Origin of the sequence: Persicobacter psychrovividus (genome assembly GCF_036492425.1) — a bacterium.
GTDB classification, from domain to species: Bacteria; Bacteroidota; Bacteroidia; order Cytophagales; family Cyclobacteriaceae; genus Persicobacter; species Persicobacter psychrovividus.
This window is the reverse complement of record NZ_AP025293.1, coordinates 474,692-499,776: the sequence shown is the minus strand read 5'-3', so window position 1 is coordinate 499,776 and position 25,085 is coordinate 474,692. Positions and strand designations below refer to the sequence as shown.

The following is a 25,085-nucleotide window of genomic DNA, read 5'->3' as shown; positions in this document are numbered from 1 at the left end:
AATTAAGGGGTTTATGATGAAAAAAGCTTGTTCATTTCTTCTTTAATAGCTTCTTTCGTTTTGCCTGTTTTCTCCTGAAGGGCACCGATCAACCGATCGAGGGAGCCTTCGGCATACATGGAATCATCGTCCACAAACTCGCCATACTGTTGCTTCAATTTTCCCTTTGCATCGTTCCAGTTTCCTTTGAATTGTAAGTCGTTCATATTTTAATAGTTTTGGTTTAACAAGTTATTCTGATCCATTAAGTAGAAATATTGTACCAGTAAAATCAGAAAATTTGAAAAAAGCCTCTCAGCGGCTCAGAGCCCCATTTTTGCCTAAATTGAAGCTGAGTCGTTCAGCAATAGCAAAGAAATGATGGGGAATATTTACACACTATGAGGACTGCTGACCTCATTTCGTTCCCCACTTTGACTGATTTCAACAGTTGTGGAGGGGCCATTTTTTTGTGGCAGGCAACTGATCGGCATGAAATCAGGAGGATGAACCTCTTTTTATTTGTGTAAATAATCTTAAATACCCAATTTGGTATGATCTACCATAACAGCGACCAAATCAAATGACCATCTCTATTCACAAGACCTTTCACCTGTTGGGCACCATACTGATCGTGTTTATCGGACTGTATTTTGGAAAGCCCGTGCTTTCAATCGGCCTGTCGGCATTACTTTTATCATTCATGATATACCCTTTGGCTTCAAAGATCGAATCCTGGGGGGTGGGCAGGATCACCGCAGCCATATTGGCCATGGGCGGGCTGTTTACGTTGATCAATGGCTGTATTTACCTGTTTTCCAATCAAATCCTGAACCTGTTGGGGGATTTTGACCAGTTTCAGCTCAAGCTATCGATGCTCCTTCAGAATGTGGTGGACTTTTTCAATCACAAAATAGAGATCATTCCGACTTTCAAGCAACAGGAAATTGTAGATGCAGGGCAGGCACTGATGAAAGACTCTGGCCTGAACATGATGTCGGTAACGGTGAACAATCTGTTTGGGGTCTTTTCAGGCGGCGTGATGATTTTTGTATGCTGTTTTCTGTTGCTGATATACAGGGGAGGGCTGCGGAAAATTCTGGTGCTGATGGCCGAGGAAGGCAACCGAAAGCAAATGTCGGCCATGATTGGTGAAATTCAGCAGGTAGGGCAACAGTATTTATTGGGCATGGGCATCGTGGTGGTTATTCTGGGGGTCGCCAACAGCGTGATTCTGCTATTGTTTGGGCTGGAGCACGCCATTCTTTTTGGGCTGCTTGCCGCCGTACTGGCCATTATTCCCTACGTCGGGACGGCACTTGGGGCGGCAATCCCTGTGTTGTTTGCTTTCTTTACAAAAGACTCGATCTGGATTCCGCTGGGCATCGCAGGTTGTTTTTGGTGCGTGCAGCTTGCAGAAAGCAATGTGCTGAGCCCAAAAATTGTAGGCGCACAGCTCAAGATTAATGCCCTGACGGCCATCGTAACGTTGTTCATTGGCGGTTACCTTTGGGGTGTTGCAGGCATGATTCTTTTCCTGCCATTAACGGCGATTTTCAGAGTGATGTGCAACTATATTGAGCCCCTCAAACCGATCGGCCTGCTGATGAGCGATGATCTATACCAAATCCGCAGAAAATAAATGCAGCAGCATTTGGGGCGGTTGCCAATTATTGCGCGATTTTATATTGTCCACAGATGCCACAGATTTCCACAGATTTTGTTTGTATGGAAATTTATATTTAACTGGCGCGAGCGTCTCGCTCGTGACCACGTTCTGAATATCATCAGTGGGTTGGTGTTTTGATATTGTCCACAGATGCCACAGATTTCCACAGATTTTGTTTTTGTGCAAATTTATATTTAACCCTTTCTGAGGGCTGTATTTTGTGGATTATTTTCCCGTTTATGTACTTCGGGTTAAAACCCGAAGCTGTTACAAAATGTACCTTCGGCACATCAGTCCTGAAAGGACTTTTTGTAATAGCCATGGAATTCATTCTATGGAAAAAATAGGCGAGAGCTCAATCAATCTATTTTAATATCCCGAAGGGATTACCTATCATAGCGAGGGGTAAAACCCCTCGAATTATCCCCCAAAAAACCTATCACCCTGAAAGGGTACAACTCGTTATTTATATAGAAATTTATATTTACCTGGCGCGAGCGTCCCGCTCGTGACCACGTTCTGAAAATCATCAGTGGGTTGGTAGACGTTAAAAATAACGTCTCTACGGGATGATGCACTGCACTTGATGCTATAATTTTTTGTAGATCAAATATCAAAACAACAGAGGGCTTGGCATATTGCCTGAGCCCCCTGTTGATTTTCAGCTGAAGTGAAAAATACTGGATGTTTTATGAATTTATTTTTTAAGTAGTCTTATGCCTGCGCTTACTGTTTCTGCGTAAATACCAAAAAATCCTTCAGCGGCACGTAGAATTCGTGGATATTCAGTATCAGCATGTAAATAGAATGTAGATAGTTTTTTAAACTCATAAAGATCAATGTAATCCCCACTAAACCGATAATCTCCACGTCCCCTCATACCAAGACCTGAGGAGTTATTTCCTTCAAAAACGCCTTCAAAAGACCAATACTGCTCATCATCAATTAATACATCATTGGCTATATTCGGGTAATTAGTTGCCCAATGGTTAGGATCCTCTGCTATTCCTCCTAATGATGTCAGTAGCTCATGTGCCTGTTCAACCGTAGCCACCTGCCAATCTGCGCCTTCAAGCGCTGTGATTATTGGAACTACATCAGCATCATATTTATAAGCATGCCCATATTCAGTAACATAATCAGAAATTACTTCTCCCCCACGGATTTTATACACCTTCCCACTATTGGTCGCCGTCTCCATCTTCAAATTCTCCGCCATCCAGATTTGCTCACCGATCTTGACAGTTTTATAGATGTGGTCATCGGTATATTCCCCAAAGGTACCGAGGGTCATGGTGCCGAATTTACCAATCTCGATTTGGGCATCGGTGGTGCTTTCCTGCTCGGTAGCGTTGGCATCGGTGCTTTCCGCTACGGCACGCAAGGCAAATACCTCTAACATTTGGTCTTTGAACAAGTCGGTGATCTCCGCAGAAATATAGTGGTCGCCTTCCTTGGTCAAGGCAATCTCTTTTTCTTCCTCGCCCATGGTCACAAACAATTGTGGATCGTCCATCTCTGCATATTCTTTGCCCTCTTCCACCTCGAAGTGCAAGGTGAATTGTACCACATCGCTTTCGGTGAACAAATCGGCTTGGTCATTATCAGCAGGGTAGGTAGAACGGACGTAATCTTGGGTCACTTCCAAGTGCAGGCTTGGGGTGATTTTTTCTACGGGCTCTTCAATAGGTGGCTCAGGAATTGGATCTGGCTCGGTGGTTTCGCTGGAGCAGGCCACCATTAAAAGTGATGCCATGAGGAAGGCAAATAGTCGGTTGATTGAGATGATTTTCATCAATAAAAGTTTAAGTTTTAAAAGTCATACTTACATCACATATCAAATCAAACCACCTTTCCCCGACACTATTATCATGCTTTTCAATATGATATAAATTGTATTCTGCATAAATATAGTGAGGATAAATATAAATAAAGAAGTTTATCGCGGTAAAATTCCATCTATTTTACAGATCGCCCCTGCTGATGCTTGAGGAGGGTTGAATATTCTTTTTGATGAACAGGGCTTCCAAAAATAGGGTGGGTTATTGTCGGGTTGTACTGCAAACCTTAATCATTGCGCGGTTTTGTATTGTCCACAGATGACACAGATTTCCACAGATTTTGTTTATATGGATATTTATATTGCGCCCCTTCAGAGGGCTGTATTTTGTGGATTATTTTCCCGTTTATGTACTTCGGGTTAAAACCCGAAGCTGTTACAAAATGTACCTTCGGCACACCAGCCCTGAAGGGACTTTTTGTAATAGCCATGGAATTCATTCCATGGAAAAAATAGGCGTGAGCTCAAACGATCTATTATTATATCCCGAAGGGATTACCTATCATAGCGAGGGGTAAAACCCCTCGAATTATCCCCCCAAAACCCGATCACCCTGAAAGGGTGCAATTCTTTGTTTATATAGAAATTTATATTTAACTGGCGCGAGCGTCTCGCTCGTGACCACGTTCTGAATATCATCATTGGGTTTACCAGGCTTTGACTTCTTCCTTTAAATGGTCGAACTTTTTCATCTCCTTTGCCCATTTTTTTTCTAAATATTTATAAACGGCGTAGGTTGTCAGGATGCCCCCAGGCAGTGCCAGAATGGCAAGAAGATATTCGTTGATGCGCTCGATCAGGCTTGGGTCTATGAGTGAGAGGATGACGCCAATCAGGAAGCCAAAAGACAGTAGTCCAGCGTAATAAATGCCAATGCCCAAAAAGGCGAACCCCCATTTGTGCTTGTCATGTTCATCAGCAAGATTATAATAGTATTTTCCGATCCAATAAATTAAAAAGATGCCTAACATGTTGATGTTGTTTTTAAGGTTGTGGAGTTTTGAAAAGCCTGATCAGGGGAAGCTCATCAGCCGTAATTTAGGCAGATAAAATGGGGTGACCAAAGGCGTAAAAAAATAGGGGGCATTTCCCAAAATGCCCCCTTCAAAAGAAGTAATGAGTAAGAGGGTATTTAAAACGGACTATCCTACGACAAATTCGGATTATTGGAATTGATTTTGAATTATTGATCACTTCCACAATCCACCAAATTTTCGTTGTGAATTTTAAGTTTCAAATGGGCTAAAACAAAGTGCTCGGTTACCCTTGACCAAGTACTTATCTGTTGTCTTTTTGTATTTTAAAAATTGTAATAGATTTTGGACTCACACAGACGGTCAGTTGGCGGTCAGTGCTATTGTAATTTTGGTGATTCAAAGTGGTGATGCCCGCATAGGGGCTCATCGAGTGGTCATCACTTTCCGCCAGGCGGTATTCCGTATAATCGTCGGCAATTTCCTGCTCAAATTCAAAAGTGAGCGGTCGTTTTTCATCGTAGGAACGATTTAAAATATGGAGGTAGTAATGCTGCGCGTCTGCCGTAATCACAATATCCTGCTCGGCGACTTTTGGCTGAGGCTTCAGGAGGCTGAGCTTGAAGGGCTGCTCATAATAATGCAGGGCTGTTCCTTCAAAAGGTAAAAGCTGCTGCCCATGATGTCGGCTGTACAAGCCCGTAACCATGGCCGACGGGTACATAATCGGCCTCTGCTGTTCGGTGGTATCAACACGAATACCACTGATTTTCCATCCCGTACCCAGCAACATGGACTGATTGGCCACCTTAATTTTATCCGCCTGCCGCATAATAGCGTGCAGGTAACTTCCCGCGCCGAGCCCGTAGGCAAGCAGTTCGTTGGCGGGTTGCTTACTTTTGGCTTCCCCATCAAACCAGCCATTCCAGTTCCATTCTGTTACCGCCAGTGGTTTGTCATTTTTCTGAAGCACACTGCTGTTCAGCTTCGAGTAGCCTGTTTGCTGATCAATGAAGGGCGCCGCCACCAATGCCTGCCAAACGGCCTTATCACTCACCTCCTGCGGATCGATCGGCTGGTCGTCCTTTTTAAAATTCCGAATGCCCCAGGGGGTATAGCTGTGGAAAGTGAGGTAGTCGATGTCATCAGGGATGGCGGCAAGAATTTGCTTTTCATTATCGTCCGTAGCATCTATAAACAACTGAATCGTAGGGTCAGCGGCTTTCATGGCTTTGGCATAGGCGATCATCGACTGCGCATATTGCTTCACACTTTCGGCATTTCTGTTGCGTGGGTTCAGTCCTTTAAAAGCCCAGGGTTCATTGCCAATTTGCCAGTATTTGACGGCAAAGGGCGCTGGATGGCCGTTTTTTGCGCGGAGATCCGCCCACCGTCCTTCTGTATCATTACAATAAGAAACAAAGTCAGCCCCAAGATTTTGCGCCGCCTCTTCAATGGTCTTTTTATGGAAATAAGCATCACCCACATTCACCACCAACATAGGTTCCATATTGGTCTGTCCGCAGAGGGTCATGAACTCATGCAAACCCATTCGCCCATCAGAGGAATGGTTGATTTCTTTGTTGATGGCTTCGTAATGCAGGTTCGCGGGGCGTTTATCGTGATGCCCAGGCATATGATCTATCAGGTTATACCAGGGGTAGTAATCAATGGCCGTTCCTCCGGGGAATCGCACCACAGGAATGTTCATCCACTTCATGTAGTCCAACACTTCGGGAAAAACCGCTTTGGTTTTCAGGCTGATGGCTGCATCGGCACCAATTTCATGATCCCAGGTGGCCTTTTCAAAAAAAGCACCAAAAATGCGGTCATCAATATCAGCAATAGATTGATCTGAAACTTTATAAAAGGGCGTTTTAGTTTGGCAGCTTACAGCAATGCAGGCCACAAAAAATACGATTAGTTTGTTGTACCTCATAAAAAAAATGTTTCCTGAAGATACACAAAAGCAGGTGGCGGTTTCTTTGAAAACAGGATCAATACACATGAATTTTTAGACTCAAAGATAATCGGCTAACATTAACGCGAGTTGGTCATTAAAAACCCCTATTTCATCCATAATCTTTCTTTATTCCATAGATTTCCACTTTTCAGGTGATTTTTTTATTCCTGCTATTTTTCGAATCCGAAGGAAAACAGCACGCGCATAGTGCAATTTCCTTTCCGCCGAGCGATGGATATCCAAAGACCATTACTTTTTTTTGCCTTGAATTATTCCTGCTTCAATCATTGGCCGAGGAGCAATATGGATCATCAATACCACCCCCAAATTTAAGCTGATCATTTACCTGATAAGCGGGATAACAATTTCTGAGGAAGCGAAAGGAGGGGGTGCATTCAAGGGGACGGAGCATAATTTGGATCATTGCGTCAGGCACTTCATAACATCACCCAAAATAAACACAAAATGAAAAACTTTTTCTTTCTGCTGACCTTGCTCTTGAGCCTGGTGGGCACTGCAAACGCACAGTATTGGCAATCCCTGAACCCTGGGGCAGGAGGTCGTGTTCAGGGGCTTTCCTGCGACCCGACTGTTCCTGGCCGAATGTTTATGGCTTCGGATATGGAAGGATTTTATTACACCAGCGATTATGGTACTTCCTGGCAATGGGCGGCGAAAAACTTGCCTACCGCATTTATTTTGGTCGCCAAAGGGCATGGAGATACCTTCTATGTTGGGCATGCCAAAGGCTTGAGCATCAGTCCAGACAAGGGAGCGAGCTATACGCATCCTTCGGTTATGGCGGATAAAACCATAGGGGTAATCACGGTTGATGCGCAGCAGCCCGACCATATTTTTGCGGGAATAAACTGGCGGGGGAACGACGGCCATTTGCGCCATTATCCGCAGGAAACCACCGACGTAAAGCAGCTGTTCTACTCTACGGATGGAGGTCAAAACTGGCACAAAAGTTCCTGGGATGCCTATGCTTCGGGCGACCCTCGGGTGCAGTCGATTACCGTTCACCCAAACCACAGCAGCCAAATATTCATCAGTACCGCCGATGGCCTTTTCAAATCCACCAATACCGCTTCAAGCTGGTCATTGGTGAGCGCCCCTGCCGGTTTGGATGGCGCCGCCTGTTGGGGAGCAGATATTTCCGCCGATGGCAAATGGCTGTTTGCTTTATACCGCAAAGGAGGATTTGCCCGCCTGTTTGTGCAGGATTTGGCCAATGGGCAATGGCAGGATCTGGGCAAAGGCAGCTGGGATAGCCACCAGATGTGGGAGCCGCTGGTGTATCAGGATTCCCAGAACGACACCTACCATGTGTTGGTGAGTCAGCGGGATCAAAATCCAAATGAAGGGCTTTTTGAGGCCACCGTGGATTTGTCTTCCCATGCGAGTGCCTCGGCTGTTTTTCAGGTCGTGATGTCGCATAACGGCAACAACAGCTCCGTACCCTACGACATCGGCTGGAACTATTATGTGGCCAACTGCCGAAATAAGACTTATTTTCCTGCGGCATGGAACCTTCCCGAGGTGGAACGCGGGGTATTCACGCAGGCGCAGCAATCTTACTTTACAGGCGATGCGGCCAAGGGAAATGAGGGCTGGCGAGTGGTGAGTACAGGTTATGTGAAAACGGAAAACGGCCTTGACTTTTACCGCTCCCGAGGAACGGCCTCTACTTTTACCTATGATATGGCGGGACATGGCAATTACCTTATTCAGGGGCAGGCTGATAATCTTGCACTGGAAAGCTGGGACAATGGCGGCTCGTGGGTGCAAAGTCGCACCACCTTTGGCGTGCAGGATGGTCACGGCGTACATATTATTCCTACTGATCCTGCCATTGTGCTCATGGATGCCGCCTCGGGTTATGGTGGTGGGAACCCTGCGGCCAACTCGAATTTGCTTTACAAAACCCTCGACCTTGACCAGCCGAATCACAACTGGCAGAAGCTGGCTTTTGGTACCAGCGCAGCCGATAAAAAGGGATTGCCCAAAAACAGAATTTGGCAATTTCATGCCGATCCCGAGGACTATAAGCGGCTGTATGTCATTACCCATACTGGCCTTTACCTGTGTGACGACATCGTTTCGCTGATCAATACTGGTGCGCCTTATTTCAGGAAAATTCACAGCGGAACCTCCCTCGGGGCTGATTTCGCTTTCGATACCGAGAACACCGACAAAGTGTACTATAAGGATAATTCAGGCACCTACAAAGGAAGCCGAAACAGTGATGGCAGCTACAGCTGGCAACAAATGAGCCGAAGCACAGGGCAGACCAACAATATGCACTGGGGCGGGCTGGCCGTGGTGAACAGGGATGGGCACCGATACACCTATACTTATGAGCGGTACAAGGGGATTGTGCTGGCCAAAGATGAAGCCACCACTTTCGAGGCTTCGGCCGTGCTCTGGGATGCCGATTTGTTCAATTACCTTGAGCAACCCGACTGGTACGATCCCTCGCATCATATTATCCAGACCAACGATATGCTTGCCGATGGTCATACCCTTTATGTAACCTATCAGATTTGGGAAGATGTGCGCTGGGGATATGGGGTGATGAAGGGGATCGTTCAGGCCGACGGCTCCGTGCAGTGGAGCAGCTGGACGGACGACCTGCATTATTCTACCACCAAGAAGATGAAACTGATCAACGGAAAACTCTACCTTGCCACACAGGGTGCTGGTTTGCTTGCGCGGAAAATCAATGGGCAAACGGCGGATCCGCTGCCACCAATTGATGAAGGCGGTTTGCAGCCACCTGTAAACATCATCTATAATATTTATACCGATGCCGCTACCACTGCTGGACTCGCCTGGGGGTCTTTTGGGAATGTGGAATCGTCGGCAAGCACGGCGCAGGCGGCAGAAGGGAGTGCCTCGAGGTATGTGCAGGGGCTCGATCAGAGTGTAGCACCTGGCGCAGACCACGCCCTGACGATCAGTTTTGATCCTTTGAAAGCAACAGGAGGAACCCTGGAACTGAGCGGTTATGGCATTGGCGGCAGCATGAATGGCCTCAATGTGAAGCTGCAAAGTGCTGATGGCGGAAATATCAACCACACCAATAAAAGCTTTCCCGCTAATCAGTGGGGGACAGTGAGCGTGCCTTTGAGTGGGGGCAGTTTTGATGCTTCACAGTTCAGCCAAATTACTATTGAGCGCTGGGGCGGCGGTGCTTCGAAGGCCTATATCGATAAAATACTGATTTCAGGGGTGGAGGTAAGTCCTGGCAACCCCTCAACAGTTCCTGTAACTGGGGTGCAGATCAGTACCGCGCCTTTGCGCCTTGCTTTGGAGGAGGAACAGCTGTTGGACTTTGCCGTGCTGCCTGCCAATGCAACGAATCAGGCGGTGATTTTCAGCAGTCAAAATGAGGCGGTGGCGACGGTCAGCAGCGAGGGACTTGTACGTGCAAGTGGGCTGGGCAATACCACCATTACGGTAACCACTGCCGACGGAGGTTTTACGGACGTGATTGATGTGGAGGCTTATGTAAACACCAATGGCGACTGCGATGCGGTAAGTGGAGGCGATAAACCCAATCCGCCATGCCAGGTATGGGCGCAGGTAACATCGGAAAGCAGTGTGGTGCTGCACTGGCAGGACAATTCCGATAATGAGGCTTTTTTCGAAGTTCAGGCGCAGGAAGAAGGGGATAGCTTTCGGGGAGCCAATATGCCAAAACCTGCCGCCGACAATGAGGCTGTGAGTATTTCGGGGCTGAATATTGGCCGAAAATACACCTTCAGAATTAAAGCCAAAAACAGTGCTGGGGCATCGATATGGGTAGAAAGTTCGCAGGTGGAGCTGATGGAAAATTTGAGATTGATGAACGATGCTTTTAAGGAGAAGGGGAAGGTTTATCCCAATCCAGCCTCAGGGCTGTTGACGATCACCCATCGGAAAGGGGAACGGCTGCATATTATTGATGCCACAGGTCGCCCGCTGAAAATGATCGACATCAGCAGCTCCTTACAGACGATAGATGTCAGTGATTTGCCCAGAGGGCACTATTTTATCGGCAACAGCAGACAATGGTCTGCACTGATATTGCAATAAATTAAACCACTGAACCCAAAGAAAAGACTGATGACCCGAAACGCAAATAGGCTCGGGCATCAGTCTTTTTTTAAATAGGAATTAAAACAGAATTAGTATTGGTATTGCGGCTTGGTGATTGCATTATTTTTGTTTCAATTAAAGTGAATGGAAGGTCATGTAAGTTTTTTAATTTTTTACACAAAAAAGATGAGTTCTGTAATAATTGGAAAAAGGAAAGAAAGGCATTCCTACGGTAGTGGTTTTTTTAAAAGGGGACAGGACTGTTGTAAATACCTGTTGATTTCAGGAATCTGTTTTTTTATTAACCCAAGTTTCCCATTTTTGTGGTTTTATTGATGTCGATAGGGTTAAAAATTAAGGGGAATGGGACGTTTTTGTTTTTTGCCGCTGTTCATGATTTCATTTTTATGAAATAGAGTTTCGAGTAGCGATCCAACAGTTTTTTCATTTTTTTGGCGAAAATGGCGGTGCTTGGGTTGAAAATATTTATTGTACTTTTACAATAATTAGGAGTGTCTTATCCGTTTTTGTACGATTTGGTGGGTTTGAAAACGTGCTGCAAATCAGTTAGGTTTGCATCAAATTTTAATGAATTATTAATTTCATTTAACTAAAATGCACAAGAACTTTTACTCGTTTGTTGCTTTATTGCTGGGCTTTGTGTTTTTCACTGGCAATCTTTCAGCGCAAAACACTACAGCAGCGCTAACTGGCGTCATCTCTTCGCAGGCCAAAGAAAACCTGCCTGGCGCAACAGTTATTGCTGTTCACACACCATCAGGAACCAGGTACGGAACCACTACCTTGGTGGATGGTCAGTTTACCATTCGCGGGATGCGTGTTGGTGGGCCTTATCAGGTATCGGTTTCCTTTGTCGGTTATCATGCCCAACAAGTGGACAACCTCTTCCTCAAATTAGGGGAATCGCAGAAATTAAACATTGCACTTTCGGAATCTACGGTCAACCTTGAAGGGGTAGAGATTGTAGCGAATGCCAATGCAGACATCAATGGTGAGCGCACAGGGGCAGCCACTTCAATTTCTTCCGAACAATTAAAAGGTTTGCCGACGATCAGCCGTTCGGCAGCAGATTTCACACGTTTGACACCACAGTCTGACGGGAACTCTTTCGGTGGACGAAACAACCTGTACAATAACTTCTCTCTTGATGGATCAGTGTTTAACAACTCCTTTGGTCTGGATGTAGCAACTCCTGGTGGACAGGCAGGCGCACAGCCAGTATCGTTGGATGCACTGGAGCAGGTGCAGGTTTCTTTGGCGCCATTTGATGTTCGTGAAGGTGGTTTCACGGGTGCTGGTGTAAATGCGGTAACCAAATCAGGAACCAACGAATTCCACGGTACAGCTTATATGTTTGGCCGTAATCAGGACATGATCGGTAGCAAAGTTTCAGGAACAGAAATTCCGAACCTTGATTATAAAAACTATCAGGCAGGGGTTTCATTGGGTGGAGCTATTGTAAAAAATAAACTGTTCTTCTTTGTCAATGGGGAAATTGAGCAAGCTACAGAGCTGGCACACGGTTTCCGTGCCCGTCGCGAAGGGGAGCAAGTTGGTGGCAACATCACAAGTGTGGATTTTGATGCGGCTTCAGCAGTGAAAAATCACCTGATGAACGAATGGGATTATGATGCTGGTGAATTTGAAGGCTATAACCATCAGAAGGAAAACAGAAAACTGTTGGCAAAGCTGGACTGGAACATCAATGATGATCAGAACTTCTCGCTGAGATACAACAGCTTGCGTGCATGGAAAGATATTTTACCTCACCCTGAGGCGATTGGCGGCCGAGGTGCTACGCCTTACCGTTTGCCTTTCTCAAGCTCATCTTATACGATCAATAACAATATTGATTCTTGGATGGCAGAACTGAACAGCCGATTTGGTAACGTCGCTTCCAATAAACTGCAGGCCGGTTATTCCAAATTCCGCGATTTCCGTGATCCATGGTCAAAGCCTTATCCGGTGATCGATATTTTGAATGATGCAGGGCAAATCTCAATGACGGCTGGTTCAGAGATGTTCTCTACCAACAACATGTTGGATCAGGATATCTTCCAGTTCCGTGATGATTTCACTTTGTACTTGGACAAGCACACTGTTACAGTAGGTATGAATGTTGAGGCTTTCTTCTTCAACAACTCATTCAACTTGTTCTATTACCCAGGTCATACTTTCTTGAATGTTGAAGATTTCCTTGCTGACCGTGCTTTCAATGCTATCAAAGGTGAGTACGAACAGGTAGATTACGATGCAGATGTAGCAAATAATGCTACCAAGCCTTACCAAATGGCAGAAGTGGATGTAGCGCAGGCGGCATTCTATATTCAGGATGAATGGCAAATGGCGAGCAATTTCAAATTGACGGCAGGTTTGCGTGTTGATAAGCCGATTTATATGAGTGAAATTGCTTATGATGCGGAAGTAGCTGAATTCGATGGCTTTGTAGATACCAATGGTGAGGCTGTAACGGTTGACCCTTCAAAATTCCCTGATGCTAAACTGTTGTGGTCGCCACGTGTAGGTTTCAACTGGGATGTTAATGATGACCAAAGACAACAATTGCGAGGTGGATCGGGTGTGTTTACTGGTCGTATCCCATTCGTATGGTTGGGTAACCAGGCGTCGAACCCAAGCATCAACCCGGGCTATACTTTCCAGGTGAACGCTACGGCTTCTGATTTCAACTTCCCACAGGTATGGAAAACAAACATTGCCTATGACCATGATTTTGGTAGTGGATGGTTCGCTTCGGTAGAAGGTATTTACTCGAAAGATTTGAACGCAGTGGTTCACCGCAACTATAATATGCGTAAGCCTACGGGCAAATTGCAGGGCAATGGTCAGCCAGTATTCCAAGGCGATGAGGCCAATATTTATTCAAATGCCAAGAATTTTGAACCCTTCCTTGATGCAGGTGCAATTGTTTTGGAAAATGTGGACGAAGGGTATCAGTACTCTTTGACGGGAACAGTAAAAAAAGCGTTCCGTTCTGGTTTGAACGTGATGGCGGCTTATACTTTCATGGAGTCCAAAGATTACACTTCAATTCCTGCCGAGATTGCTGCGGATGCTTTCCAGCGTAATCCTGTGGTCGGTGATCCTAACCAATCGCAGTTTGCACACTCTCGCTACGGTTTGCGTCACCGTTTCATTACTTCGATTAATTATGGTAAAGTATATGGTGGAGGCCAGTGGAAAACTTCAGTTTCTTTGTTTGGCGAAGTGGCTAAAGGAAACCGTTACTCTTACACTTATGCAGGTGATGCCAACAACGATAACATCCGTTTCAACGATTTGATCTTTGTTCCTGCTTCAGCAGACCAGATCAATTTGGTGGACATGAATGGTGTTTCTGCAGCAGAGCAGTGGCAGGCACTCGATCAGTTCATTGCGCAGGACGATTACCTGAGCAGCCGTCGTGGTCAGTTTGCAGAGCGTAATGGCGCCATGTTGCCTTGGTTTGCACAATTTGACTTGAGAATCCTTCAGGATTTCAACTTCAATATCGGTGACCGAAAAAATACCCTTCAGTTATCTTTGGATGTGCTGAATATCGGAAACATGCTGAACTCCAACTGGGGCGTTCGTCAGTTGCCATACAATGTGAACCCAATTTCAGTGGAAAGTGTAGACGCTACCACTACCGATGGGGAATATACGGCAACTTATACCTTCAACCCAGCAACACAAAATTCATTCAACGACGACGTGTCGCTACTGTCGAAATGGCAAGCGCAAGTAGGTCTGCGTTGGATCTTCTAATTAATCCTTGATACATCATGTTGAAGCCGTGCCTCCAAAAGCACGGCTTTTTTTTGTGCCTTTTTTAGTGAATTTTAGTTGCCATATGCCAATGCCTGCAGCAGCCCAGCAGCCAAAAGCATAGCCATACCCGAAGCCTTCCAATGCGGACTGTCAAGGCATTCAAAAGTGTTTTCAAATAACAACTGATCCTCTTTGGCCGCCTGTAGGAGTGCCCGCATGGCAACCCCTACATATTCTTTTGCGGTATGCGCTGAAATTTTCGACCAGCTTGAACAGGGCGATCGGGTACGGATTGCAAACTCGAAATGGGAAGATGACCGTCCTGACCTGAGGGCATCTATGGAAAATTTATTACGCAGGGGCGTGCGCCTGCAAGTGATGGCTCCAACATTGCGTTCGGAGAATATTGACCAAAGCTGGGTGGACCACCTGAGTAACTGGCAAGAGGAATATCCGCATTTTGAGGTTAAATGGGTCAGCTCTCCTGTATTGCACAATAAGAATATTTTTATCGAAAGGAAAAATGGTGAACGTTCTGCCTGGACGGGTGCCCATAATTTTCGTCGGCGTTCGCTGATTTATAATTTTGAATTGCTGATGTCAGTTCAAGATTAGCCTGTCGAAAATATGAAATTATTCCACACAAAAATGAGATTTATGGTGTGTAGGGACGTTGCATGCAACGTCCGTACCGATAGGTACAAAAATATTCGACAGCCCAGTTCAAGACCAAACGATATGTCAGCAATATATCGACTGGTTCGATGCCGAATTTGTCATAAACTAACAGCACCCCTGAAGTTTGAAATTGAGGCGGAGTTTGCGGTCTTGCAAAGGGGGTAATGGATCGTTTGGGAAACCACCGCGCCGCAGCTCCTTTGCAGACCGATAGCACCCTTCCCAATTTCAACCCAAAAGGAAACAGAACAGCCGTCAAATTCCGCTGTAATTTAGATTGTAATTCAAAAACACCCCCCTTTTTATCTCCGCTGACTTTGATTTGTAAGGCGCCCATTGCTGGGTGGTGTACAAATTTTTTAAATCAAGTTTTATGGAACTATCACAGTGGGATGTAGGCATCATTGTCTGTTATTTTTTACTGACCGTCTTTATCGGTTATTTCATTGCCAAGCGGGCATCAAAAAACCTGGACAGCTATTTCCTCGGCGGAAAAACGATCCCCTGGTATATTCTAGGCGTCTCCAATGCCTCGGGAATGTTCGATATCACGGGCACCATGTGGATGGTTTCGCTCGCCTTTATATATGGGGTGAAGAGCGTCTGGATTCCCTGGCTCTGGCCGGTATGGAATCAGGTATTCCTGATGATCTTTTTGGCCGTATGGCTTCGCCGATCCAACGTGCTTACTGGTGCCGAATGGCTCACCACCCGATTTGGAAAGCATAAAGGCACCACGCAGGCGCATATTGTGGTGGTGATTTTTGCCATTATTGCGGTGGTAGGATTTATTACTTACGGCTTCGAAGGTATCGGCAAGTTTACGGCTACCTTTATGCCCTGGGATTTGAGTTTTCAGGTAGGGGGATTTATGGTCACCTCGGCGAAGGTATATGCGATGATCGTGATGGGTTTTACGACGCTGTATGTTATTAAAGGAGGAATGTATTCGGTGGTGATGACCGAGCTGTTGCAGTTTGTGATCATGACGGTGGCCTGTATTGCAGTGGGCTGCATTGCCCTGTATTTGGTGTCGCCAGAAATGCTGTTGAGTAGCGTTCCTGAAGGCTGGACCGATTTGCATTTTGGCTGGAGCCTCGGCCTCGACTGGTCGGAGCGGTTGCCGGCACTTAACAGTAAAATTATAGAAGATGGTTATGATGTTTTCGGGGCGCTGTTGATGATGATGCTCTTTAAAGGATTCCTCGTGTCGGTTGCGGGCCCAGCACCAAGTTACGATATGCAGCGGATTTTGGCTACCCGAAGCCCTAAGGAGGCGGCCAAAATGAGTGGCATTGTTTCGCTGGTGCTTTTCATTCCCCGTTATCTGATGATCTTCGGCCTGGCGGCCATTGCGCTTGTTTTCCTTCAGGCTGATTTTGCGAATATGGGTGATACCGTGGATTTTGAACTGATCCTGCCCATGGCGGTCAGGGCTTATATTCCAGTCGGCTTCAAGGGGCTGTTTATGGCAGGACTGATATCGGCTTTTATGTCCACTTTTGCCGCCAATGTAAATGCGGGGCCGGCCTATATTGTCAATGATTTATACCGAAAATACATCAATCCTCAGGCCTCCGACAAACGCCTGATCAGGATGAGTTACCTGGCCTCGTTTGCGATTGTATTGGTGGGAATTTTCTTTGGTTTATTTGTCAGTTCTATCGACAGTGTGCTCAAGTGGATTGTCGGTGCTTTGTTCGGCGGCTATACGTCGGCCAATTTGCTCAAATGGATCTGGTGGCGATTCAACGCTCAGGGTTATTTTTGGGGAATGATCTCTGGCCTGGTTACCGCAGTGGCGATTCCCCTTTTAATGCCGTCGGCTTCAGTACTGATCAGCTTTCCGCTAATTTTTGGGGTATCCATGCTATTTTCTGTCGGGGTTTCTTTAGCAACTCCTCCTGAAGACATGCAGGTGCTGAAAAGCTTTTACGCTTCGGTTCGGCCCTGGGGTTTTTGGCGGCCTGTTGAAGCGGCTTTGCGCCAAACGAACCCCGATTTCAAGCCCAATACCAATTTCAGGCTCGACCTGTTCAACTGCCTTGTGGGCATAATATGGCAACTTTCACTGCACCTGATTCCTGTTTACCTGATCATTGGCGATTATTTGCTGATGTCGGTAAGTATTGGACTGATGGTGGTCAGTATGTGGATACTGAAAGTGAAGTGGTGGGATAAACTCGAAGATTATCCTGCCGATTTAGCCACCACTCAACAATTGATGCAACAGGAACAAGTGGCAAAAGCCCAGGGGATGGAAGCAACCGCCATGACCGATCAGTAGGCTGCTTTTCTCTGCCGTTCCTTTCACTATAAAATTTCAAAACAATGAAAAATCAAGTCAATATTCCCTGGGAAGAACGCCCTGCGGACTCCCAAGCACCCATATGGCGATACCGCCACAACCCCGTGATCAAGCGGGACTCATTGCCCAATTCCAACAGTATTTTCAACAGTGCTGTGGTTCCTTTTGAAAGCGGATTTGCAGGGGTCTTTCGTTGTGATAATACCAGCAGGCAGATGCGGATTCATGCGGGATTCAGTAAAAATGGGATTGACTGGGAAATTAACCCTGAGCCAATCCAGTTTTTGCTTGGCGATGCTGAATTTGTGCATTCAGAATATGCCTACGATCCACGGGTGGTCTATATCGAAGACCGGTATTATGTACAGTGGTGCAATGGCTACCATGGCCCAACGATTGGCCTGGCCTATACTTTTGATTTTAAAACTTTTCACCAGTGCGAAAATGCCTTTTTGCCTTATAACAGGAACGGGGTGCTGTTTCCGAAAAAGATCAATGGGAAATTCCTGATGCTCAGCAGGCCTTCCGATACCGGGCACACCCCTTTTGGGGATATATTCTTGAGTCAGAGTCCCGACCTGAAATACTGGGGGGAGCATCGGCATGTAATGGGCCCCGCCGCCTTTGAGGATTCTGCATGGCAATGCCTGAAAATTGGTGCTGGGCCTGCACCAATTGAAACAGCAGAAGGCTGGTTGCTTTTTTACCATGGCGTACTCCGCTCGTGCAATGGCTATGTGTATGCTATGGGGGTGGCATTGTTGGATTTGGAGCAACCCTGGAAGGTACTGCTGCGGTCGCAACCCTACCTTTTATCGCCGCAAACAAACTACGAATGTGTGGGCGATGTGCCGAATGTGGTTTTCCCCTGTGCAGCTTTGCGGGATGATGCTGGACGCATCGCGATTTATTATGGCGCCGCCGATACCGTAACAGGTCTGGCATTTTGTCGGCAGGATGAAATCTTGGCCTGGCTGAAGGAAAATTCCCTGTAAAATGGCCTCCGCTATTGGAAGGTTTACCAGTGACAACCGCTGTCACGTCACCCTAATTTTAATCAGTATGAATTTAGGGTGATTTGGGCAGCCTCGTGCGCCTGTCTGAAAGTGTTTTTTCATAATCATTTCGGGCGAACACGCGGGTTTGCCCACCCACATCAGCTGATGGTTTGGATGGTGATGAATTGCGGTTTGTTCAGCTCCTCCTACATGGGCCGAACACCATCAAGTTCACAATAAAATTAGGCTTGAAGAACTCCCCGAAGGGGGCTGACTTAGCTCAGGGGGAGAAGCCTGTGAAAATAGCCCACAACTTGCTGCTTCCTGAAAGGGCGTAATATTGTTTGTCGTGGAGGCCATGAATCTCTTATAAAATCCCTTTCGGATAAAACTTATTCAAATATGCTTCATCAGCGGTTTGTCTGTGCGCATACCGACAAGAAGACCTTTAATTCTATAAATCTGTGGGCAAAACAGGCGACAATAAAGGGGGCTACTGGTATCGCTGCGAGGATTTCCGGAGGATCAGCTCACTTTTCAGCGTGGAGGTTTCTTCCACAGCAATAGGGTCAGGGTCTTCAATAAAATCAATGATTTTTTTTGCCGCCATATAGCCGAGTTTATCACCATTCTGATCTACGGTCGTGATCGGTGGGGAAGAAAATCTACTGAACATTTCATTACTGAATCCACTGATAAGTACCTGATCGGGAATAGTGAATCCCGCCTTTTTCAGTGCCTCTTGCGCACCGAGTGCCGCCATATCGTTCATGGCCATTACAGCATCAAATTCGAAGGAGCCTTCCTGAACGATTTGTTCGATCAATGCTGAAGAAGATTCATAGGTAAGGTTGGTTTCCTGCACCATCGCTTCAGGCAGCTCGTAGTCGGCAAGCATATTGTTGATGCCCTGCAAGCGATTTTGATAAATGCTCGTTTTCAGGTCGCCTGAAAGTACCAAAAAGCGCTTTGCCCCCTGCTGTATAATGTTGGAGGCAAGGGCTGCGGAAATTTGCTGATCGTCCATCAGCACCCGGGTAGTTTCAATATTTTTATAATGGCGATCAAAGAAAAATACAGGCGTTTTTCGGTCGATAACCTCCTGAATATGCTGTGCGTCCTCATTGCCGAGGGCGGGAGAAATCAGGATCCCATCGACCCTGCTGTTCATAAGGGTCTGTACGCTTTTCCGCTCCCTTTCCAACATGTCTTTTGATTGGGCAATAATGACATTAAAGCCTTTTTGTTGAGCGTATTCCTCCACGCCAGCAATTACATTCGAGAAAAATGCACGGGAAATATGCGGGACCACAATCCCCAACGTATTGCTGCGTTTGGTCCGTAGGTTGGCCGCCAGCACATTGGGCTGATAATTCATTTCCTTGGCCATCTCAAAAACCTTTTGCTTGGTTTTGATCGAAACCCTGGGGTGGTCGTTCAGTGCGCGGGAAACGGTTGAACTGTTAATGCCCAGTGCTTTGGCGATATCGTGTATTGTCGTTTGTTTTGCCATAATAGTGATGGCTGTAAAGGTAAGGAAAAAATTGTAAGGAGATAAAAAAACAACGCACCGAAGCTGATGCGTTGTTTGTCTGACCAATACTGAACTGTTCAATGTCAGTCTTTATTTTTTTGTGCCTTGATTAATGCGTTTAAGCGTTAAATTTAAGGTAAAGCTCTTGTCGGTGTAAATGTAGCCTCCGATGGTTTGACCTGGTTGAACGATTTTATTTTTAAGATCGAAAGCAACCAATTCTTCATTCAAAGCTCTATTGGCAGTACTTGCTACAGCCATGTTTCCAATCGCTAAGCCCGGTCCGATAACTACCCCAATAGGATAGGAATCTGTTGTCTGACCTGTCCCATCCTGAACATTTAACTCAAGGATAGTTAATAAAAGATAAAATAGGTGAGTGGCAGGTTTTTGTTTAATACTTGAATAAACGTATTCAGCCTCGTGGGTGGGAATTATTATACCATTACTTTGTACAGCGATATCTTGGCCGAAAATTAAGGGGGTGTCCCCCGTATTTTCAATGGTTACAGCTACTGCATCCAAATTGCTTTTCATCATCTTTTTCCCGTATTTTTTACCATTTCTGTAGTTGAGTTGGTTGGGTACAATTGAATACTTAAATCCTTCTCCCTCATGGATTGCAGGAAGTCTTGACCCTCCCATAGGTTTGTAGTTTCCAGCACAGCTAAAGGCGAATAAAGCTAAAAGGCAAATGATTAAATTGTTTTTCATTGGAATATAACGAATTAAGTGTTAGAGATTTATAGAGGAATATCTTGTTATTTAATGCATCACTTGAGCACTTTTGCTTCTTGTTGCTCGGAGGTGATAATATTTAGTTTCAGTTGATCAATAATCTCATACGCGGGAATACCAAAGGCGACACCTTCGATACCAATTCCTTTAAGTTTTGATGCTACTACTCCTAATACATTACCTTGTTTATCCACCAATGGGCCACCACTATTTCCGCTATTCACACTGGCATCTGTTTGGATTCGCTTAGAATATCCAGTATCTCTGATCCCTGAGATAATCCCTTTAGAAATGGTCTGGGAAAGATCTTCTTTATTCGGGGTCCCTACGGCGTATACTTCTTTCGTGAGTTCTATATTTTTTGAAGTATTGATATGGAAAGGGGTTAAATTGGTGGCTTTAATTTTTAACAGGGCAAGGTCATGGGTTTTACTTTTTCGGACCAGTTCAGCCTCATATTCCTGTTGATTGTTTAGAATGACAGTGAGGTCTTTTTCAGGAGCAACAACATGGTAATTGGTAATAATATAACCGTCGTTACTAATAATAAAGCCACTGCCAAAACCTTCTTTTGTTTTTATGGTGAGGCTTGATTTTATCGCCTGCCCCAGGTCATTAACCCCTGATTTACTAACAAAAATATCAATAGGTTTCATGTTCCTCTCTTCTTGCTCGTTGCTACGGTCATGCAATTGATTGACCACATTTTTATTGGACATGAATTCGATAAAGCCAATTTCTATCGCATCTTTAAAAGTAGCTTTTATTGTTTTCTCACTGTCATCTTCGTCATAAAATGCAAACTCATCGGAGGTTGATTTGGTCGTCAAGCTGTAAATAGGCCTCTTATAGTAATCAAGGATTTCCCATTTTATTTTTAAATCGATCACCATCATACCACTATTTTCTTGGTAATCATTTAATACCACATTTGCTTCGTAGTCTGTGATCTCAGCATTGATTAACAAATTATCGGCGTAGCTGTAATTGAGGATGCTTGCTGTGGTATCAATAAATCCTTTATCGACAAGGATATTATTCAATGCTTGGTCAAAAATGGTATGTTCAAGCTTTATATTTTCAGTTTCATTAGCAGTTTTTGTAAGCGCCTCACTCTTTCTACCTGCTCTGTAATCTCTATATCTATGAATATTGACGACCAGTTTTTTTTCGGGGATATCAAAGCTCACTTTATTGATGTGAATTTTCTTTGAGACACTATCCCGAGCGGAGATATCATTGGTGTTTGTTATTTTGACGGTTTTTCGGTCATAATCAAATGACTTATCCCCTGAGTCGAGGATCATTGGAAAGAATAGGATACCAAAAGGAACGACAGAAAGGATGTAAAATGGTGATTTGTTGCTTTGAATCACAACGATATTTTTATCCTTTTGACCTTTGGATTTGACGGTGATTTGTTTTGGTTTGAGGTCTCTTTTTAGGAGATATTTTCCGCTCCTTTTTTTAGGTCTTTTCCCATCAATCAGAATAGTTGATGATCGCTTTTTTTTAATCGCTACCGGCTGGTAGGTACTGTTCAAAATGGTAGCACAGCTTGATAACAACGAGCTGCCAATTAGCAGTAACGCAAGTAATTTTCGCATGAGAAGGTTGAAGTTGTATATAAAAAATCAGTTAATAATATGGCTTATTTGTATTAATTATCCTACAATATTCAGATTTTATTTTTAATTAGAGTGTTAATTCAGCCTATGTGTGCAATCATGATAGATTATGCAATTAAGGTGGGTGTAAAGATTATTTGATCCGGTGGGCGAAAAAAAAACAGCACACCAAATAAGATGTGCTGCTTCAAACAAACTAACTTTTACAATTTAGTATTTTATCATGATGCAGGTTGGACTACCGGCACCACTGGGCTTTCTTCATATCCGTAGCGGATCGCCTTAAGTAGGAGTTTTTGGTTATTGTTGATCTTCAATGGCTCGTGATAAATGTGCCAGCGCTGGTCATTTTCAAGCTGATAGGCAATGGTGGCGCCTTCAGTATCACAAGTCAGTATTATTTTATCGTTTTGAATGTCATATGCCGGCGCAGCAGTTTTTGGCTGTTCGCCGCCAGGCCACATTTTTGCTGCCTGATCCACCTCAGCCACCTGATAGAGGTCGTTGGTTTCATCGAGCCAGCGACTCATTTCAGTGCGCATCTCCTGAAGTACCTGTGCATATTTTATGGTATCAGCCGCCAGGTTATTCATCTCAAAAGGATCCGTATTGATGTCGTAAAGTTCTTCGGCCACATTCTTAGGATAATACAACCAATAAGATTGGTCGTGGGTCAGTTTTCCCGCTTTATCAAGTGTAAGGATTTCATGCATCAATGGCATGGTGTTCAAGAATTTGATGGGCTGACTGTAGTGGACTTCGGGCAGGAAGTTACGGATGTATTTATAGTCTTTTGAACGAACCGCGCGACGGGTGTCATAGCGGTTGTCCATACGATCGCGACCTGCATGAATGTAGGTTCTTGGCTTTTCCTGTAGCTCACTGAACATGGCACGTCCCTGCATCCATTCTGGGCGTTTGATTCCTGCAAAATCAAGTACCGTTGGCGCAAAGTCAATAAAGCTGTACATGCGGTCGTCGCGTGCGATATTCTTCAAAGCTTCAGGCTTCAGGTGGTCGGGGCAATAAACAATCAGCGGGCATTTAATCCCACTGTCGTAAATCCATCTTTTACTTCTTGGCAGGCAGTCGCCGTGATCTGTGGTAACAAAAATGATGGTATTGTCCGCCAGGCCATCTTCTTCCAATTCCTTAAGGATGGTGCCAATTTGCACATCCATTCGGCTGATATTGTCATAAAGTCGGGCAATGGTGCGTCGGGAAATTTCTGTATCGGGCAAAAATGGAGGGATCGATACGCTGGCAGGATCCACCTTTTTTGATTCATCATAAGGAGGTCGCTTCACCACGTCTGGAGCAAGTTTGCTCACGTCCACATTGTTTCTTTTAAAGAAGTTCTCTTTGGTAGAATCTGGCCAGATATTCACTTCATGCGTAATCTCGAAAGTATAATACATGAAAAACGGGCGATCTTTGTCTGCCTCTGAGCGATGGCGCCAAGAAGGGTAGGGACCGACTTCATCCCAGATGGTAAATGGAGCGCCGAACTGGTAATCGAGCTTGCGGTAACTTGCCGTCCAGTAGCCTTGTGATCTTAACAATTCTGGGAATGCCTTCACCTGTGCTGGTGGCACGGCATTATAGTTTGGTACGCCTTTCAGCGGAATTACCCCTTTGGCCTGACGCATATGTTGCGTGCCAATACTGGTAGAGTAGCAACCTGTAATCAGGCCTGCGCGGCTCGGCGCACAAACACCCGCAACGGAGAATACATTGTCAAAAACAACGCCTTCTTCTGCCAATTTATTGATATTCGGTGTATAGGCCAGGGAGTCTCCGTAACAGGCCCACCGTGGGCTTAAATCTTCAGCAACAAGCCAAATGATGTTTGGTCGCTGATCAACGGCTTCCACTTTTTGACTGATTTTATTACAGCCCAAGAGTGCAAGCGCAAAAAATAGAAAAGGTTTATACATATCCTTATTGCGTTTTAAAAATGCAAGAGTCTTTATTTGGAATAGCAATATTGGAAATTTCCGTGCTAATCTCCTTCGGAATTGAAAGATCAATAGTGAAGAACAACTATTTATCGGGGATTAGTATTAATCAGCTGTTTTTTAAAGTGTTAGGGTTTGGTGTGGTGGGCGTTGAATTCTCTTTCATTTTTAGAAATAGAAGGGAATCGGCGAATAATGAGTCCGTAATGTGCATTTTGTATCAGTACTCCGTCACGAATTAAGCGTTATCCTCAGCCTTTATTAGCGGGAGCAATTTTCCCCTGATGCCATGTGAGATCGATCCTGCACGATTTTTTAAACGGGAACTCATGGGTGATTTTTAGTTTGAGTAGACGGCTTCATCGGGTGCCTCCCTACCGTTTTAAAAATCAGTTATTGCAGAAATTTACAGCGGGCTATTCTGCAACCCCACCTGACCAACTGATCACCATAAATAATGATTGCGATCGGGATGCGTGTGATCGAATAGCACTTTGATCAGTAAGGATAGAAGTCATAAAAGGCAGTGGTGAATCCTGCCCCTTGTTTCCGTTCTGAGGGTGGGCTGCGTCAAGGTTTGTTTTGCACAAAATCAAAGGAGTTTGCACAAAATGATATTTAGCGTTTTTTCCATGGCTCATTTGCGGTGAACAACCTTCGTCAAAGTGTTTTTGGGGGAAGTGCGCAAGTATTGCCCCTCGTTTGTTGGCGCTTAAAGGGCGGTATTGACTGTGGATTTACATTTCCAAAGAAAATGTTAAGCTTCATAGGTGGTTGATAATCAGTATTGTCCGTTTTTTTGTCTATTTTGATTATTGTATTTTCTTTTTCTTCTTCTAATTAACGAAACAAGACATTCGGTAAAATTGCGCTTTATATATTGCCGATGTATCCTCTTGAAGAGGAAGATTTTTTTTGACCTAAGACTTGTCCTTTTTGGGACAGT

At 45.0% G+C, this 25,085-nt stretch carries 15 protein-coding genes; 6 read left to right on the top strand and 9 right to left on the bottom strand.

Translation table 11 applies throughout. The annotated features are described in order from the left end of the window. Positions 1-11 precede the first annotated feature (11 nt). Positions 12-206, bottom strand: a complete 195-nt coding sequence (locus tag AABK40_RS15575) for a CsbD family protein (protein ID WP_332921216.1) — start codon at positions 204-206, stop codon at positions 12-14. A gap of 356 nt (positions 207-562) precedes the next feature. On the opposite strand from AABK40_RS15575, the gene AABK40_RS15570 reads away from it, so the two are divergent. Next, on the top strand, positions 563-1,621 hold the full coding sequence (locus AABK40_RS15570; RefSeq protein WP_332921217.1) for an AI-2E family transporter: 1,059 nt from the start codon (positions 563-565) through the stop codon (positions 1,619-1,621). A 724-nt stretch (positions 1,622-2,345) separates the two neighbouring features. Here the strand turns inward: AABK40_RS15570 and AABK40_RS15565 are convergent. From AABK40_RS15565 to AABK40_RS15555, 3 genes are all read right to left on the bottom strand, one after another. Then, complete coding sequence (locus tag AABK40_RS15565; RefSeq protein ID WP_338398582.1) at positions 2,346-3,443, bottom strand: fibrobacter succinogenes major paralogous domain-containing protein; 1,098 nt, start codon at positions 3,441-3,443, stop codon at positions 2,346-2,348. Positions 3,444-4,135: 692 nt separating this feature from the next. Next, positions 4,136-4,459: a hypothetical protein gene (locus AABK40_RS15560; RefSeq protein WP_338398581.1), complete on the bottom strand. Its 324-nt coding sequence runs from the start codon at positions 4,457-4,459 to the stop codon at positions 4,136-4,138. Between the two features lie 307 nt (positions 4,460-4,766). After that, complete coding sequence (locus AABK40_RS15555) at positions 4,767-6,401, bottom strand: alpha-L-arabinofuranosidase C-terminal domain-containing protein (protein ID WP_338398580.1); 1,635 nt, start codon at positions 6,399-6,401, stop codon at positions 4,767-4,769. Positions 6,402-6,890: 489 nt separating this feature from the next. Here AABK40_RS15555 and AABK40_RS15550 point away from each other — a divergent pair, with 489 nt between their 5' ends. Together AABK40_RS15550 and AABK40_RS15545 are read left to right on the top strand one after the other, a co-directional pair. Continuing rightward, positions 6,891-10,505, top strand: coding sequence for an Ig-like domain-containing protein (locus tag AABK40_RS15550; protein ID WP_338398578.1), 3,615 nt, complete (start codon positions 6,891-6,893; stop codon positions 10,503-10,505). 618 nt (positions 10,506-11,123) lie between these two features. Next, positions 11,124-14,294, top strand: coding sequence for a TonB-dependent receptor (locus tag AABK40_RS15545; protein WP_338398577.1), 3,171 nt, complete (start codon positions 11,124-11,126; stop codon positions 14,292-14,294). Between the two features lie 74 nt (positions 14,295-14,368). On the opposite strand, the gene AABK40_RS15540 is transcribed toward AABK40_RS15545, so the two are convergent. After that, positions 14,369-14,515 carry a hypothetical protein gene (locus tag AABK40_RS15540; RefSeq protein ID WP_338398576.1) on the bottom strand — a complete coding sequence of 49 codons (147 nt, stop codon included), beginning with the start codon at positions 14,513-14,515 and terminating at the stop codon, positions 14,369-14,371. Here AABK40_RS15540 and AABK40_RS15535 point away from each other — a divergent pair. The 3 genes from AABK40_RS15535 to AABK40_RS15525 all read left to right on the top strand — a co-directional run bounded on the left by AABK40_RS15535 (position 14,514) and on the right by AABK40_RS15525 (position 18,278). Then, positions 14,514-14,912, top strand: a complete 399-nt coding sequence (locus AABK40_RS15535; protein ID WP_338398575.1) for a phospholipase D-like domain-containing protein — start codon at positions 14,514-14,516, stop codon at positions 14,910-14,912. The genes AABK40_RS15540 and AABK40_RS15535 overlap by 2 nt on opposite strands. Before the next feature lie 436 nt (positions 14,913-15,348). Next, positions 15,349-17,262: a sodium:solute symporter family protein gene (locus AABK40_RS15530; protein WP_338398574.1), complete on the top strand. Its 1,914-nt coding sequence runs from the start codon at positions 15,349-15,351 to the stop codon at positions 17,260-17,262. 44 nt (positions 17,263-17,306) lie between these two features. Further along, on the top strand, positions 17,307-18,278 hold the full coding sequence (locus AABK40_RS15525; protein WP_338398573.1) for a glycoside hydrolase family 130 protein: 972 nt from the start codon (positions 17,307-17,309) through the stop codon (positions 18,276-18,278). Positions 18,279-18,774: 496 nt separating this feature from the next. On the opposite strand, the gene AABK40_RS15520 is transcribed toward AABK40_RS15525, so the two are convergent. From AABK40_RS15520 to AABK40_RS15505, 4 genes are all read right to left on the bottom strand, one after another. Then, positions 18,775-19,794: a LacI family DNA-binding transcriptional regulator gene (locus AABK40_RS15520; protein ID WP_338398572.1), complete on the bottom strand. Its 1,020-nt coding sequence runs from the start codon at positions 19,792-19,794 to the stop codon at positions 18,775-18,777. 111 nt (positions 19,795-19,905) lie between these two features. Next, the gene (locus AABK40_RS15515; protein WP_338398571.1) at positions 19,906-20,529 is read right to left on the bottom strand and encodes a hypothetical protein; all 624 of its coding nucleotides are present in this window, start codon (positions 20,527-20,529) and stop codon (positions 19,906-19,908) included. A 59-nt stretch (positions 20,530-20,588) separates the two neighbouring features. Continuing rightward, on the bottom strand, positions 20,589-22,160 hold the full coding sequence (locus AABK40_RS15510; protein ID WP_338398570.1) for a S1C family serine protease: 1,572 nt from the start codon (positions 22,158-22,160) through the stop codon (positions 20,589-20,591). A gap of 242 nt (positions 22,161-22,402) precedes the next feature. Further along, the gene (locus AABK40_RS15505; RefSeq protein WP_338398569.1) at positions 22,403-24,118 is read right to left on the bottom strand and encodes a sulfatase family protein; all 1,716 of its coding nucleotides are present in this window, start codon (positions 24,116-24,118) and stop codon (positions 22,403-22,405) included. Positions 24,119-25,085 lie beyond the last annotated feature (967 nt).

Bases quoted from the DNA above. Each gene is read 5' to 3' on its own strand.
- AABK40_RS15575 (WP_332921216.1), bottom strand. From the start codon at position 206: ATGAACGACTTACAATTCAAAGGAAACTGGAACGATGCAAAGGGAAAA.
- AABK40_RS15570 (WP_332921217.1), top strand. From the start codon at position 563: ATGACCATCTCTATTCACAAGACCTTTCACCTGTTGGGCACCATACTG.
- AABK40_RS15565 (WP_338398582.1), bottom strand. From the start codon at position 3,443: ATGAAAATCATCTCAATCAACCGACTATTTGCCTTCCTCATGGCATCA.
- AABK40_RS15560 (WP_338398581.1), bottom strand. From the start codon at position 4,459: ATGTTAGGCATCTTTTTAATTTATTGGATCGGAAAATACTATTATAAT.
- AABK40_RS15555 (WP_338398580.1), bottom strand. From the start codon at position 6,401: ATGAGGTACAACAAACTAATCGTATTTTTTGTGGCCTGCATTGCTGTA.
- AABK40_RS15550 (WP_338398578.1), top strand. From the start codon at position 6,891: ATGAAAAACTTTTTCTTTCTGCTGACCTTGCTCTTGAGCCTGGTGGGC.
- AABK40_RS15545 (WP_338398577.1), top strand. From the start codon at position 11,124: ATGCACAAGAACTTTTACTCGTTTGTTGCTTTATTGCTGGGCTTTGTG.
- AABK40_RS15535 (WP_338398575.1), top strand. From the start codon at position 14,514: ATGGCAACCCCTACATATTCTTTTGCGGTATGCGCTGAAATTTTCGAC.
- AABK40_RS15540 (WP_338398576.1), bottom strand. From the start codon at position 14,515: ATGCGGGCACTCCTACAGGCGGCCAAAGAGGATCAGTTGTTATTTGAA.
- AABK40_RS15530 (WP_338398574.1), top strand. From the start codon at position 15,349: ATGGAACTATCACAGTGGGATGTAGGCATCATTGTCTGTTATTTTTTA.
- AABK40_RS15525 (WP_338398573.1), top strand. From the start codon at position 17,307: ATGAAAAATCAAGTCAATATTCCCTGGGAAGAACGCCCTGCGGACTCC.
- AABK40_RS15520 (WP_338398572.1), bottom strand. From the start codon at position 19,794: ATGGCAAAACAAACGACAATACACGATATCGCCAAAGCACTGGGCATT.
- AABK40_RS15515 (WP_338398571.1), bottom strand. From the start codon at position 20,529: ATGAAAAACAATTTAATCATTTGCCTTTTAGCTTTATTCGCCTTTAGC.
- AABK40_RS15510 (WP_338398570.1), bottom strand. From the start codon at position 22,160: ATGCGAAAATTACTTGCGTTACTGCTAATTGGCAGCTCGTTGTTATCA.
- AABK40_RS15505 (WP_338398569.1), bottom strand. From the start codon at position 24,118: ATGTATAAACCTTTTCTATTTTTTGCGCTTGCACTCTTGGGCTGTAAT.